13 protein-coding genes are annotated in these 15202 nt (G+C 35.4%); 5 read left to right on the forward strand and 8 right to left on the reverse strand.

Annotation, left to right across the window (positions count from 1 at the left end; genetic code table 11):
• Positions 1-268: 268 nt before the first annotated feature.
• From H8B04_RS01270 to H8B04_RS01285, 4 genes are all read right to left on the reverse strand, one after another.
• Positions 269-3049 (reverse strand): TonB-dependent receptor, encoded by a 2781-nt coding sequence (locus tag H8B04_RS01270; RefSeq protein WP_190301207.1) that lies wholly within the window; start codon positions 3047-3049, stop codon positions 269-271.
• Positions 3050-3179: 130 nt separating this feature from the next.
• Positions 3180-3506 carry a nucleotide pyrophosphohydrolase gene (locus H8B04_RS01275; protein WP_165292131.1) on the reverse strand — a complete coding sequence of 109 codons (327 nt, stop codon included), beginning with the start codon at positions 3504-3506 and terminating at the stop codon, positions 3180-3182.
• A 6-nt stretch (positions 3507-3512) separates the two neighbouring features.
• Positions 3513-3971 (reverse strand): D-aminoacyl-tRNA deacylase, encoded by a 459-nt coding sequence (dtd, locus tag H8B04_RS01280; RefSeq protein WP_165292132.1) that lies wholly within the window; start codon positions 3969-3971, stop codon positions 3513-3515.
• Positions 3972-4053: 82 nt separating this feature from the next.
• Positions 4054-6510: a TonB-dependent receptor gene (locus tag H8B04_RS01285; protein ID WP_190301208.1), complete on the reverse strand. Its 2457-nt coding sequence runs from the start codon at positions 6508-6510 to the stop codon at positions 4054-4056.
• 315 nt (positions 6511-6825) lie between these two features.
• On the opposite strand from H8B04_RS01285, the gene H8B04_RS01290 reads away from it, so the two are divergent.
• The 4 genes from H8B04_RS01290 to H8B04_RS01305 are packed head-to-tail and all read left to right on the forward strand — an operon-like array spanning position 6826 to position 10383.
• Positions 6826-7995, forward strand: coding sequence for an amidohydrolase family protein (locus H8B04_RS01290; RefSeq protein ID WP_190301209.1), 1170 nt, complete (start codon positions 6826-6828; stop codon positions 7993-7995).
• 18 nt (positions 7996-8013) lie between these two features.
• Entirely contained in the window at positions 8014-8295 is a 282-nt protein-coding gene (locus tag H8B04_RS01295) for an acylphosphatase (RefSeq protein WP_165292135.1), read from the forward strand.
• Positions 8296-8305: 10 nt separating this feature from the next.
• The gene (locus H8B04_RS01300; RefSeq protein WP_165292136.1) at positions 8306-9814 is read left to right on the forward strand and encodes a lipopolysaccharide biosynthesis protein; all 1509 of its coding nucleotides are present in this window, start codon (positions 8306-8308) and stop codon (positions 9812-9814) included.
• Positions 9815-9846: 32 nt separating this feature from the next.
• Positions 9847-10383, forward strand: a complete 537-nt coding sequence (locus tag H8B04_RS01305) for a hypothetical protein (protein WP_190301210.1) — start codon at positions 9847-9849, stop codon at positions 10381-10383.
• 20 nt (positions 10384-10403) lie between these two features.
• Here the strand turns inward: H8B04_RS01305 and dusB are convergent, their stop codons facing one another.
• Positions 10404-11399: a tRNA dihydrouridine synthase DusB gene (dusB, locus tag H8B04_RS01310; protein ID WP_165292138.1), complete on the reverse strand. Its 996-nt coding sequence runs from the start codon at positions 11397-11399 to the stop codon at positions 10404-10406.
• A 124-nt stretch (positions 11400-11523) separates the two neighbouring features.
• Here dusB and H8B04_RS01315 point away from each other — a divergent pair, with 124 nt between their 5' ends.
• A complete protein-coding gene (locus H8B04_RS01315; protein ID WP_165292139.1) occupies positions 11524-12210 on the forward strand; it encodes a hypothetical protein in 687 nt (228 codons plus the stop codon).
• A gap of 37 nt (positions 12211-12247) precedes the next feature.
• Here H8B04_RS01315 and trpC read toward each other — a convergent pair whose 3' ends face one another.
• From trpC to H8B04_RS01330, 3 genes are all read right to left on the reverse strand, one after another.
• Positions 12248-13030, reverse strand: coding sequence for an indole-3-glycerol phosphate synthase TrpC (gene trpC, locus H8B04_RS01320; protein ID WP_165292140.1), 783 nt, complete (start codon positions 13028-13030; stop codon positions 12248-12250).
• 3 nt (positions 13031-13033) lie between these two features.
• Complete coding sequence (locus H8B04_RS01325; RefSeq protein ID WP_165292144.1) at positions 13034-13606, reverse strand: anthranilate synthase component II; 573 nt, start codon at positions 13604-13606, stop codon at positions 13034-13036.
• 167 nt (positions 13607-13773) lie between these two features.
• Positions 13774-15177, reverse strand: coding sequence for an anthranilate synthase component I family protein (locus tag H8B04_RS01330; protein ID WP_190301211.1), 1404 nt, complete (start codon positions 15175-15177; stop codon positions 13774-13776).
• Between the last annotated feature and the right edge of the window lie 25 nt (positions 15178-15202).

Raw genomic sequence — 15202 nt, forward strand, 5'->3', positions numbered from 1 at the left:
ACTGTAAACATGAAAAGAATCCTGAAATTAATCTAAAAAAGCAGGGGTATTAGCTTTAAAAATGTCAAATTGGGATAATAAGAGCCAAATAGCATATCCTTATTGACTAAACTTACAATAAGGACAACTAATAAACAATCTTCCAGAAATCCCTAAAACAAAAATGACTGAGTAAGCTTAATACTATACTCAGTCATTTTTTTAAGTCTCTTAAAAAAATAGAAACTTTTTCAGTGCCCTCGATTTTTCTCCCCTTTTGATAGGAGTTTTATAATGTCAATGCTAAGCGAGTGAACGCAAATCGCCCATTAAATCCAAATTGTTGTCCGGTTCGAGAATATAAGAAATATCCAGCACCTTGTAAAGAACTTCCGTCACGAACTTTATCTGGGTAAACATCAAAAAGATTGTTCGCACCAATAGTCCATTTTAAGTTTTTAGTCAACTGATATCCTAAACTTAAATCTGTAACCACCTTACTGCCGAATGTTTGTCTGTCAGCATCTACATTGGTAGCACCTTCTACTTCACCAAAGTATACATTGCGTAAGAATACATTAAACTTATCTACCGTGTAATTGAACGAAAGGTTGATTTTCTGACGAGGAACAGCGGATTCCAAATAGATTCGAGAAGCTTGGTCAAAATAAATACTTTCCTTGCCCGATAATTTTTCTGACGCTTTGATGTCGCCTAAAATATTAGTTTTAACAAATGTTCCTGATAAATCTGTGCGCAATGTGCCTTTTCCTATGTTTTCATTATAGGTAAAAACTACGTCTAAACCTTTTGTTTCCGTATCAATCGCATTGGCAAAGAATCTCGCCGAAGAAGCATTCGCTGTTTGAAGTAACGCATAGATTTCTTTGTCTTGTTCGCTCGCAGCAGCCGCATTTGAACCAGAGAAATTACCCGTGTACACAATGCGGTCATCAATACGAATATAATATCCATCTACAGTGGCTTTTAATTTGCCAAAGTTTCCTGTAAGACCAGCACTATACGAATGTGATGTTTCTTGTTTCAAGGAAGGAATACCTAATAATTGCGCTGGACGACTATCGTTTGTAAAAGTACCAGAGTTAATAATTTGTCCTTCTACGAATAAACTAGATGTGGCATTAAAATATCTTTGGTGCAAAGATGCAGCACGGAATCCCGTACTAGCAGCAGCTCTAAAATTAAAGCGTTCATCTATTTTGTAACGTGTAGCCAATTTCCAATTTAATGTAGAACCAAAATCTGAATAGTTTTCAAAACGTAATGCTCCTGTGACTAAGAAGCTTGGGCTAAAGTTCACCTCTACATCACCATAAGCAGCAACAGATGAACGTGATTCGTTCACCGCATTATCTGGTCTAAATCCTCCAAAGGCTTGTGCTCCTGAAGCATATGGACTACCATTTGCTGCAAATCGTGTTTGCACATTTCCATTGATATTTGGTATCAATATAGCATTTCCATTAGCATCCGTTCCGACCCGTAATGCTTTGCCATAATCAGCATAAGAAGCCTCTTCTCCAGCTACTATTTTATAGTTTTCATAGCGATGCTCTAATCCAAATGCTACGTTAATTCCAGCTAAGCTGTTTTCAAAAAATCTGTTGATATCGAAGTTGGTCGTATTTTGAGCAAAACGGTAGCCTCCATCGTCAAAGCTAGTAGGTGAAGCTTTAAGCAAAGAGGCATTTAAGGTGTTTTCCGTTTTAAAATCTATGGAATTTCTGCCAAAGGAATTAGAGAAATCTGCATTCCATTCGCCAATTTTTCCTTTAATACCCGTAGCAAACGATTGGTCATAATTGTCTGTAACAATTAAGGGAAGAAAACCTAAAGGATAGATTTCGCTTATATTTTGGGTTAGTTGTGCCGGTTGTCTTCTGAAAGCCGCTGACTCACCATTACGATAATTCAAACCACCAAAAGCATATACTTCTGCATGTTCATTTAAAGGAATAACCGAATTGAAGAACAATGCTCCTCCTCTTGTTTGTGCTTGACCAATACGTGAAACGAAATCTCCGCGTGTAAGGCCTCTTTTTGCCAATTCCGCATCTGTGATATTTGCTCCTGTAGGATTTGGATATTCTGTTGGGTTGTTGTAATCGGAAAAGATTACCCCTGTAAATTCTTTTTGTCTGTTTGTCGGTTCACGGAAGTCATAAGAACCTGAGAAGTTAATGTATCCACCTTGATTTCCCAGGGGTAAACCAAAGTTTAAGTTGGCTTGTACAGTCTGACCATCAAATTTATCTTCTGCATTTTTTGATGCATATCCACCATATGTTGCCGATGCACGTAATTCTTGTACATTATCTTCTAATATAATATTGATTACTCCCGCGATCGCGTCCGAACCATACTGCGCGGCAGCACCATCACGAAGAATCTCAATACGTTTAATAGCTGCGGTAGGAATAGCATTTAAGTCTGTACCAACAGAACCTTTACCAAAAGTACCATTGATATTCACGACAGAAGTGGTATGACGACGTTTGCCATTTATTAAAACCAAGACTTGATCGGGACCTAAACCTCTTAATGAAGCAGGGTCTATATGATCTGTACCATCTGAAATAACCTGTGTATTGGAATTAAAAGAGGGAGCAACATAATTCAATAGTTGATTTAAAGAGACTTGTGCTACATCTTTTGTTAGATTTTTAATATCGATGACATCTACTGGAGCTGTGGATTCCAGATTCGTGCGCGGTACGGCGCGGCTACCTATTACGACTACTTCATCCAAAGATTTGGATTCAAGATCAAAATCTAACGTGTTATTAATAGCTTCGGATATGTGCTTGGTAAGGGAAGTATATCCAACAAAAGATACCGTAATGGATTGTGATTTATCGGATAATTCAAGGGAATATTCGCCTTGCGCATTTGTAGTCTTGGAAATGCCATCATTTGTTCGAACTGTGGCTCCTGCAATATGTGCGTTATTGCTACGTACATATCCTTTTAGTGTTTTGGTTTGTGCATTAAGATTTGCACTTAGCACGATTAAAAACAAAAATGTGGTGAGTTGGTATATCTGCTTCATTGTTCACGAATTAAAATAGTTAATGATACAAATATATAAAATCTATATACTAACTAGATTATTTTTGATGAATAATTTTTAGTATTAATTATCTTGTTAAATGAATTTCCGAAAATTGATTAATATACGATTACTTTAGCTTTTCGTTATTTTTATGACGTTCAGAATCGCGGTTAGTTTTTTTATCTAAATTCTTTTGCAGCGCTTCCGTTAAATCTACGCCAGTCTGATTCGCGAGACAGATTAAAACGAAAAGCACGTCCGCCATTTCATCAGCTAAATTGACTTCTTTGTCAGACTTTTTGAAAGACTGTTCTCCATACTGACGCGCCATAATGCGAGCAACTTCCCCTACTTCTTCCATAAGCATCGCTGTATTCGTCAATTCATTGAAATAACGAACTCCAGTAGTGGTGATCCATTTGTCTACAATTTCTTGGGCTTCTTTTATCGTCATAATCAATTAAAAATTATCCTTGTCTTTGGTATTCATTATAATCGTTACAGGGCCATCATTGCGTAAATCTATTTTCATATCGGCTCCGAAAATGCCTAATTGAACTTCTTTATTCAGTAACGAAGTCAATAGTTTAGCCATTTCTTCGTACATCGGTTTCGCTTTATCTGGTTTTGCCGCACGGATGAAAGAGGGTCTATTGCCTTTTTTTGTTTGTGCAAAAAGTGTAAATTGAGAAATAAGCAAAATATTCCCGTTGATGTCTTGAATGGATTTATTCATCAATCCATTTTCGTCCGAAAAAATGCGTTGATTGACAATTTTATTGGCTAACCATTCCAAATCGTCATTTTTATCTTCCTCTTCAACACCCAATAAAACTAATAATCCTTGTTCAATAGCTCCTGTAATCTTATCATCTACCGTACAGGATGCATGTGATACTCGTTGAATAACTGCTCGCATGATGTAAAAGTATAAATTTCATCACGCACAAAAAAGCGGTAATCTAACTGATTACCGCCAAAATAAATATTCAGTAAAAAAATTAAAATCTCAAATTGAGCCCTACTAAGAAGTTTGTAGTAGCCTGCGGGTAGTAAAAATTATAATAATCACGGGTGCCTTTGGATTCAAATATCTGTCCCCAGGTATATCCTGAGGTAACATATTTTGAGTTGAAAATATTATTTACAGATATTAATAAGTCTATATTTTTGATTCCAAGAGCCGAAAACGAATATTGTGATTTCAGATTTGTATAGGTGAAAGGATCAATAGAACGTTCTTTAGCCGAACTATTATCTAAATATACTCTTGAAACATATTTTGTCAATAGTGAAATAGACCATTTTTCTGTAGGCAAATACGTGAAATTGTTTGAAAGAATGGTGTTGGCCGCTTTTGCAATTTGCGTGTTCTTATAATAGAATTGTTCTTCTTTCACAAATTCCCATTCATCATCCAGTACAGTGACGTATTCTATGAAGTTTTTAATTTTATTTTCGCTCAAAGCTGCGGTTGCTGACCAAATAAATTTAGGATGAATAGCCCAGCTAGCATCCAATTCCCAACCAATGCGGTAGCTTTTAGGGATATTTACACGAATCTCCCCTCCAGTATCATTCAATTGCCCCGTAGGAATTAATTGATCTTTGTATAACATCGCATAAAAATTTGTTCCCACATTGAAATTTTCATTTCTAAATCGGTATCCAGCCTCTATGTCCTGCATTTTCTCTGGTTTTGGAAATTCATTACGCGGATTTTCTACATAGTCCTTACGAATAGGTTCCTTGCTAGCGTAAGCGTATGATGCGTATATGTTGGAATTTGGATTCAAAAAATAAGTTATACCAAATTTAGGATTGACAAAGTGTAAGTTATCCTTAAAATTGATTGATTTTACCTTGTCGTCATCGCCATTGACACGATAATTTACGTTTCGGTATTGTACATCTAAGTTGAATAGCCAATCATTTAATTTGAGGTCTGTTTTTAAATATGTATTGAAATCTTTTTTCTTAGCATCATTGAAATAATATTTATCATCAAATAGTTGATTTGGATAGATTTCTACAGATTTTACTTCACCATAATGGTCACCCAAATATTCATTATAGGCTCCCCCAAAAGTAAAGTTTAATGCATTAGATGGTTTATAGTTCGCTGAAAAGGTTGTGCCATAGAAATGATTGTCTAACCATTTTTGACGTACTAAATCCGATTTTGCAATAGTGCTCCCACCTTGAACCAAATTTGGAATACCGTATTTGGATAATCTGTCATTTTCTCGGAATTCTTCATAATAACCCGCTCCGCGTGTATAATGCAATGCTGCGTTTAAATTCCATTTTTCATTTGCAATGTAGGTATAGTGTAGGTGAGAATGCGTTTGTGTGTAGTTATCCGTTTGATTGTCATAAGTATAATAATTATAACGTCTATCTGCGTTTAGAAGACGTTCGAATTCGCTACCTGAATATAATCCAAAAGCATTATTGGCATAGTCTTCCAAAGCAGTTCTATCACCAGTCAACAAAGGTTCGGGAGTTCCATACCAAGCTTGGTAGGTTTTTTCCTTTCCAGTGAAAACAGTAGCTTTTAAAATATGTTTATCCGTATACAATCCGCCATCCAAATAAAGCGATTTCAAGTCCGATGTTGCTCGCTCTATATAACCATTAGAACTGATGCGAGACAGTCTGGTGTTAAAGGCAAATTTGTTATTAATCAAGCCTGTTCCTGCTTTGATTGTATTTTTCCAAGACTTGTACGATCCAAAGCTGTTATTTAATTCTGCATAAGGCTTCGTTTCCAAAGCATCCGTTTGGATATTCAACGAAGCACCAAATGCTCCAGCTCCGTTTGTAGAAGTTCCAACACCGCGTTGGATTTGAATACTTTCGGTGCTCGATGCAAAATCTGGAAGATTTATAAAGAAGGAACCCATGCTTTCGGCATCATTTAGCGGAATGCCATTTAAAGTAACATTGATGCGCTGATTGTCTGATCCACGGATCGTCATATTGGTATACCCAATTCCTGCGCCAGCATCCGAACCAATGATAACCCCAGGAGTTTGATCTAATAAATAAGGAATATCTTGTCCCAGATTATTTTTCTTTATTTCCTCTTTGTCTAAATTTTTAAACGTAGTAGCTGAATTTTCTTTTGCGCGTGTAGCATAGACAAAAATAGCATCGGATTGAATGGTAGCTAATTGCAGCTGTACATTATATTCTAATTGATTTGCTAATGTACGAATGCTGAATTCCTTATATCCCAAATGTTTTACATTCAGTAATAAAGAACTTGGATTTTGCATATTGAATTGTACGGTACCGTTATTGTCCGTCTGTTTCGCTGTGTTTCCTAATACGACAGTCGCGTTTTTAAGAGCTGTAGATTTCTCATCTACCACTTTGACGGTAATAATTTGTTGTGCGAAACATACAGTCGCGATGAGGCTCAATGCCCCAGTAGCAATAAATTGCTTAAACATAAAATAATTCTGTTTTTTTGAGTTAAACCTAATTACTGCAAGGGGTTACAGCAACTTCTATTTAACCGCCCATTCCCTACGCTGGCATTATCCAGATCAGGTGTGTTTAATTTATTTTCCTATAAATTAAACCGGGTATAATCTCAGCCTGTCTTTGTGTTGTAAACAAGGCACCCCTATTCGATAAAGCAAATCTACCTTTTTTTTATGGTATTAATAAAAAAATGATATAATTATTACTAAAAAATTGTATCTTTCTCAAAAAATTGGAGAAATCTTATTTTTTAAAATCACACAACACACACATAAAATTAAATGATACAATACTTTTCCGCTGATTATGTTATTCCTGTAACGTCAGATCCTATAAAAAATGGTATAGTAGCTATAGAGGATGGGAAGGTAATAGGTGTCTATAAGGATATAGATACATCTATTAATAAAGCTGATGTTAAATCATTTTCCGGAGTGTTAATTCCAGGATTTGTGAACACGCATTGTCATTTGGAGTTATCTCATTTATTCAACGTTATTCCTGAAAAGACTGGACTATTGGAATTCATTGGGAAAGTAATGGAAAATAGAGGTAAAGATACAGAAGAGATAATAACCGCAATGCAAAAAGCAGATCAATTCATGTTTGAAAATGGGATTCAAGCAGTGGGTGATCATGCAAATACTGCTATTTCTGCAGAGATAAAAAATACTAGTAAAATTGTTTACCATACTTTTGTTGAGATTATAGGTCTTAAGGAAGAGGAGGTGAATGCAAAGATTGATGAGGCACGAGATATCGAGTTTTATTTTGATTCTAGGCATTCTTCTATTACACCTCATGCTCCTTATTCTTGTTCTAAATCATTATTCAAGGCTTTTAAGAAGTCTGTAAGCGAAGACAATATTATTTCTATTCACAATCAAGAGAGTGAAGAGGAGAATAAATTGTTCCGATATAAAACAGGTGATTTCTTGAATTTTTATGAGAAGATAGGGCTAGACTTAAAGGAATTTAAAGCGCAAGCCCGCAATTCGATTCAATCTTATTTGAATTATCTGCCAGCGTCTAATCATACTATTCTAGTACATAATACCTATACTTCTATTAAAGATTTGGATTTTATTACGAGAATGGGGCGAAAAGTAACTTTGTGTCTTTGTCCGAAAGCCAATCTTTACATTGAAAATGTTTTACCGAAGGTTCAATTATTTAATAATCACAAATTTGATATTGCATTAGGTACGGATAGTTTAGCTTCTAATAATACTTTGAGTATTTTGGATGAGCTGAAGACATTGCATCAAGCAAATCGCGAGTTGAATATTCTGGAAACGATTAAATGGGCTACAATTAATGGCGCTAAAGCATTGGGGCTTGAAAAAGAGCTTGGTTCATTAGAAGTAGGAAAGACTCCTGGATTGGTCTTGTTAAAAAATATAACCAATTTAAAAATCACTGACGAGGTTACATTAGAAAGAATTATATAATTGCTTACTTTTGCTTTAATGAAACACATTAATATCAAAGTAAAAGGTAAAGTACAAGGCGTTTATTTTAGAGCAACGACAAAAGCTGTAGCTGACCAATTGGGAGCTAAAGGTTTTGTCGTTAATCTTAATGATGGTTCTGTCTATATAGAAGCTGAAGGGGATAGTTTTACACTAGACTCGTTAGTGGAATTTTGCCATGAAGGACCAGACCGTGCTGAGGTAGAATCATTAGATGTAGAAGAAACTTCTGATATAAAAGGTTTCAAAAATTTCGAAGTTCTAAAGCGTCTTAAATAATTCATCTATTGTGTCGGGCATAAAAAAATTCCTAAGTGATACCGTAATCTACGGATTGACTACTATTATCGCGCGTGTCTTAAATTTTCTACTAACGCCAGTTTTTCTTCGCAAGTTTGAGTCGTCCATCTACGGGATATTCACTAATTTATATTCTTATGCGGCCATGATTAATGCCATCTTGGCATTTGGTATGGAAACGACCTACTTCCGTTATTTGCAGCGTGTAGAAAAAGAAGATAAGGAAAAAGTCTTTAATAATAGTTTTATCGTGACGCTGTTTGCTACTGTAATATTCGTAGCGACAATGTTCATCTTTGCGCAACCTATAGCATCTTTTATAAAATCTGTTGACCTCAATCCTGCTGAATATATCATTTTCGTAAAATTGTTTGCGGTTATTTTAGGTGCCGATGCCTTGGCGGTGGTTCCTTTTGCGCGTTTGCGTGCGGAAGGAAGACCTATCCGATATGGCGCCATTAAGATTGTCAATATTGGTGTATTGGTATTCTGTAATCTATTTTTGTTGTATTGGCTTCCGAGCTTGATAGATAAATATACATTTTGGCAAGAGCTTGCTGAAGGATGGTTTAGAGAAGGTTGGTTAGGTAATGTGTTTATTTCTAATTTGATAGCGAGTGTAGTTACATTAGCCTTGTTGATACCACAAATTGCTAAGTTTTCATTTAAGATTGATGCTGCTTTGATCAAAAGCATGATTAGTTATAGCTTCCCCATACTTATTGCAAACATTTCCTTTATTATTAATGAACATTTGGACAAAATGATGTTTCCAAAACTTGTTCCAACCACTGAGGGAGAACGGGATTTGGGAATCTATGGTGCTGTAGCAAAGATTGCGATTTTCCTTAATCTTTTTGTGACGGCATTTCGATTGGGAGCAGAACCATTTTTCTTTTCTTATGCGAAAAATGAAAATTCCAAGCAGGTGTATGCCAAAATAATGGAATATTTTATCATAGCGATGGTGATAGTAATGATAGGTCTCTGTGCAAATATTTCTTGGCTGAAGGATTTCATTCGAGGAGGGAAATTAGAAAGAGAAGTATATTGGTCTGGTTTACATATTGTGCCAATATTATTGTTTAATAATGTCCTTTTAGGAATTTATATGAATCTTTCTATTTGGTATAGATTATCTGATCAAACGAGATATGGATTATATATTTCAGGAGTTGGAGCGATAATTACAGTAATATTAAATATTGTATTGATTCCAACTTATTCTTATGTAGGGGCAGCATTGTCTACTACACTTACCTATTTTGTAATGGTTACCCTTTCTTACATTCTAGGACAGAAGAATTATGCTATTCCGTACAATGTGATCAAAGCAGTAGGCTACATGTTGATATCTGTTGCCTCGACAGCTTTCATGTACTTTGTGTTGGACAATAATGTTTGGTTGAGCAATTTTCTGTTGGTGTTAGTGTTAGTATTTGTTTTTTATTTAGAAAGAAAATTTATTGTCAATATAACTGGTAAGATTAAAAAATAGTTATATATTAGAGGTTAATATATAATTATTTTATGAAGAGATTTTTACTTTCGATGATGATTCTTTCATCAATTTTTGGCGCCTTTGCCCAAAATCCCGAAGAACTGCCTAATTATAGAAAAAGTGATATTCTAATAGACCCATTCTGGCTTATTGGAGGTTTAGCATTAAATGCTTCTTATGAACGATTGATCTCAGAAGATTCTGGGGTAGGAGCAAATGCTATTTTTGGATTCGGAGATAATCTTGAAGATTTTACGCAGATTTCACCTTTTTATAGAGCTTATTTTGGAAGCAAATACGCTTCTGGGTTCTATGTAGAAGGTTTTGTTCCTATTACAATCAGTAGAGAATATGACAATGTATTCTGGACTGACGAAAGCAACAGAGGTAAAAGTGCAGTGTATACTACAGGTGGATTGGGGTTTGGATTAGGAGGAAAATGGGTTGCAAAGAAAAAGTTTGTTTTTGAATTAAATCTGGGGATAGCCCGAAAATTTATTGGAGATCGTGGGCCCGGAGATGCAGTGACGGGTAAAGGAATGATTGGTGTTGGTTTTGCCTTTTAACAAAATAAAATAGCCGTTTTTTAGACGGCTATTTCTGTAAAATTATATTTAATATCTTCTAAAACTTCTAAGATTTCTTGTTCGTTGGAAAGTCCCACTAATTTTACACGATAATCTTTGAAATTTGGAATGCCTTTGAAATAATTTGCATAGTGTCTGCGCATTTCGAAAATCCCTGTTTTGTTCCCTTTCCACTCGATGGATTTAATAAGGTGTGTTTTACAAACCTCCACACGTTCTGCAATCGTCGGCCCAGGTAATCTTTCTCCTGTGTTGAAGAAATGCTTGATTTCTCTGAAAATCCAAGGATAGCCAATCGCCGCGCGCCCAATCATTATCCCGTCAACTTCAAATTCTTGACGCCAAGCTGCTGCTTTTTCGACAGAATCTACATCGCCATTCCCAAAAATCGGAATTTTAATACGTGGATTGCGTTTCACATCACGAATCATTGTCCAGTCCGCTTGCCCTTTGTACAATTGCGCTCTAGTACGACCGTGAATCGATAGTGCCTTGATACCTACATCTTGCAATCTTTCTGCAACTTCGTATACATTTTTTGTATTATCATCCCAACCCAATCGTGTTTTTACAGTCACTGGCAAATGTGTAGCTTCAACTACCGCTTTGGTCATCGCAACCATTTTGTCGATGTCTTGTAAAAGTGAAGAACCTGCACCTTTACAAACCACTTTTTTTACGGGACAGCCGTAATTAATATCGATCAAATCCGGATTTGCTTTGGTACATATTTCCGTAGATTGACGCATACTTTCGATATCACCGCCGAAAATTTGAATGCCAATAGGTCGTTCATATTCAAAAATATCCAATTTTTGAAGTGATTTTGCAGCATCACGAATTAACCCTTCTGAGGATATAAATTCTGTATACATCAAATCAACACCATTTTGCTTGCACACATAACGAAAGGGAGGATCGCTCACATCTTCCATTGGAGCTAACAACAAAGGAAACTCAACAAGGTCAATATTTTCACCAATTTTTACAGACATGATGCAAAAGTACATATAAATTTATAAAATATTAAAGGCAACAATGTTGCGTTAATATATTATTTATATATTTGCAACATTGTTGCAACAACTTAGTTTAATGTTTATTATCAATTAAAAAATTATGTTAAGAAAAATCACAATCAATTTGTATGCTGTATTATGTGTAATTGGTGTTTTGACATCTTGTGATAACAAAGAAGATTACACTGCTGACCTAGATCTAAGTAGATCTGAATTAATTTTTACACCTGTCTTAGGGGATGATGTGCTTCCCCATGGAGATCATTTTCATGGATTAGATAATGGAATTTTGGGGCAACCCTTGGTCTTGAAATTTGATAAAACTACACCACCTATTAATAACGTAGCTAAAATAAAAGCTGATGTAGCTTACAAAATTGAGCTCAAGACATGGGATAAAGAGGGTAATGAGATCCAAGATAATTTTATAAAAAATAAAGTGACTGCTGATAAGTATAAGGCTTTCTTACAAGGTGGGAATTTTATTCTAAATCAAAATTCTGAAACTGATCAAGGGGCGTTGTTTGTTCCTCGTGAAAAAAAATATGGAGATGGAAATGATGTTGTAGGAAAATATGAAGTAACTGGTGTGTTATCTTATTTTATTCTCGGAAAAGATAATGTGTCAAAAACTCCGAAAAAACTAAAATATGTACTTCGAGAACTGAAAGATGGTGAAAAGTCTAAAATTGAACGAGGAGATTGGAATAGGGACGATTACGAAAAGGCTTTCGTAGGAAAAAATATATTAGAGTTAAATTTCGAACTACAAGTCGAGGATAAATAATTTTTGTTAAAAGGAGAAGTGTATCACTTCTCCTTTATTATAATAAATTGACAAATTCTTTAATAGCTGCGGCTGGATCATGAGTTTTCATAAAATTTTCGCCGATCAAAAAGCTATTAAATCCTTTAGATTTTAAATCTTTTATAGTTTCTGCATCCGAAATTCCGCTTTCTGACACTTTGATATAATTATCAGGGATTTTGTTTACCAAATCATATGAATGATCTAGGGATACAGAAAAATCTTTTAAATTACGGTTGTTGACCCCGATAGCATCTATGGTTGGAAAAATATTTTGAACCAATTCTTCCTCATTGTGTACTTCAAGAAGCACGTTTAAACCTAAAGATTTTGCGTAAGTTGAAAATTCTTCGATCTCTGCAGGAGTAAGACATGCCGCTATCAACAATATGATGTCTGCACCGTAAGCTTTTGCTTCAGCGATTTGGTATCTGTCCACGATAAATTCCTTGCGCAATAACGGAATAGTCAATACCGCTCTTGCTTTTGTCAAATCTTCCAACGAACCTTGAAAGAAATCTGCGTCGGTCAAAACCGAAATAGCTGAAGCTCCTGCATTTTGATAACCTAAAACGACTTCTTCTACAGATGAGTGTCCATTTATTAATCCTTTGGAAGGCGAAGCACGCTTATATTCTGCGATTATTCCCGTTCTATCGGCATGCAGTACAGAATCTTTTACGGAATAGCACGTTCTCTCGAATAATGGATAAGTGGTCAATTCTTGTAAAGAAACCTTAGCCTTAGCTGCAGCTACTTCTTGTTTTTTTCTTTCTACGATTGTATCTAAAATAGTCATAGCTTATTTTAACCAGTTAGCAATAAGTAATTTACCGTTGTCAGTCAGCACAGATTCTGGATGGAATTGCATCCCACGTACATCATATTCTTTATGCGCTAAGGCCATAATAATTCCGTTGTCGTCCACTGCAGTCACGTGTAGTGAATCCGGCAAGGTATTCGGGTCTACAGCCCAAGAGTGATAACGTCCTATTTTAGAATCTTTAGGAAAGTTTTTAAACAGCTTTTCTGATTTATCAGTGACTTTAATCGATGTAGCTACCCCATGCAAAGGTTTTGGAAGATTGAATAACGTTCCACCGAAAACTTCCGCAATAGCTTGTTGCCCAAGACAAATCCCTAAAATACTCTTAGTAGGTGCGTATCTACGGATAACTTCCATCAAGAATCCAGCCTCTTCGGGAATACCAGGGCCTGGAGACAATAATATTTTGTCAAATTGTTCTACATAATCCAGTTCAAACTTATCATTACGAACCACGACGTATTCGTACTTCAGTTCTTGTAAAAGGTGAACAAGATTATATGTAAATGAATCATAGTTGTCTATGACCAATATTTTATTTGCTTTCATCTTATCTGAAACTACTTCATTCTTTAAAATCGAATCGATTTTTTCAAATGTTTCTGCTTTTTTGACGTATTGTTTTTTTAATTCTTCCAATTCGTTGATGCGCTCTTCTATAGTCGCTATCGAATCATTGAAATGTTTTTTGTCGGTACAATATTCTAACGGACGTATCATATATTTTGCGCTAAATCTAAAGCTCTGCGTAATGCTGCTATTTTATTATTTACTTCTTGAAGTTCTTTTTCTGGGTCGGAATCCAATACAATTCCTGCACCTGCTTGATAATGTAATACATTCTTTTTACTCAAGAAAGAACGAATCATAATAGCGTGGTTAAAATCGCCATTGAAGCCCATATATCCCAAAGCTCCTGAATAGAATGAACGTTGTAAGCCTTCGTATCTATCGATAAGTGTCAGGGCCATATGTTTAGGTGCGCCAGAAAGTGTTCCAGCAGGATAAGTATCACCCACCACATCAAAAGGATTGGCATTTTCTTTTAATTTCCCTGATACTTTTGATACCAAATGGATAATATGCGAATAATACTGTGCTTCTTTGTAGGATTTTACTTCTACACTATGACAATGTCTACTCAAATCATTTCTGGCCAAATCAACTAACATGACGTGCTCAGCGGATTCTTTAGGGTCATTCTTTAAGGATTCTGCAATTTTTTCGTCTTCTTCTAAATTACCTGTACGTTTGAATGTACCGGCAATAGGATAGATGGTAGCTTCTCCTTTTTTGATGGTAATTTGTGCTTCTGGTGATGAACCAAATAATTTGAAATCACCATAATCGAAATAAAATAAATAAGGAGACGGGTTAATGGAACGAAGGGCGCGGTAAACATTAAATTCGTCACCTGCGAAAGGCGTAGAAAAACCTCTTGATGGTACAATTTGGAATACATCTCCGCGCTGGATATGTACTTTCATTTTTTCGACTAATGCTTTGAATTCATCGTCAGTCATATTCGAAGATTCACTTCCTTTTACCTCAAAAGAATATTCTGGGAAGTTTTTGTTTTGAATCAAATATTCCAAACGGGTTAAGTCTGATTCTTCATTTTCCAAAAGATTCTCGAAAATGTACAATTGGTTTCGGAAATGGTCAATGGCAATAACATATTTGTAGATATGATATTGCATAAAAGGAATATGGCGAGCTTCATTTGTGGTGGCAGTCAACTTGATGTCTTCAAAATGTTCCACAGCGTCAAATGTAAAATAGCCAAAAAGACCATTTGAAATCACATTAACTTCAGGCAACTCTATACTATCAAAAGCTTGTCTGAATGTCGATACTTCCTCTCGAAGATTGATATCAGCAGCTTTTTTGATTTGTTTAACTTGATTTGGATACGAAATAGTTAACTCTTCTTCATTTAAAGTTATGCCGCCAATTTGCTGACAACAGATATAGCTAATGTTGTTGTCGCGACTATGGTATTCGGAACTCTCTAATAAAAGACTATTAGGAAACGTATCCCTTAATCTTAAATAAATACTTACTGGCGTGGTCGTATCAGCAAGTATTTTTTTATAATTAGTTTTAAATGAGTATCTCATATTTTTTAAAATGTTGTCAATAATA

The sequence above is a fragment of the Sphingobacterium litopenaei genome (assembly GCF_014692495.1).
Lineage (GTDB): Bacteria > Bacteroidota > Bacteroidia > Sphingobacteriales > Sphingobacteriaceae > Sphingobacterium > Sphingobacterium litopenaei.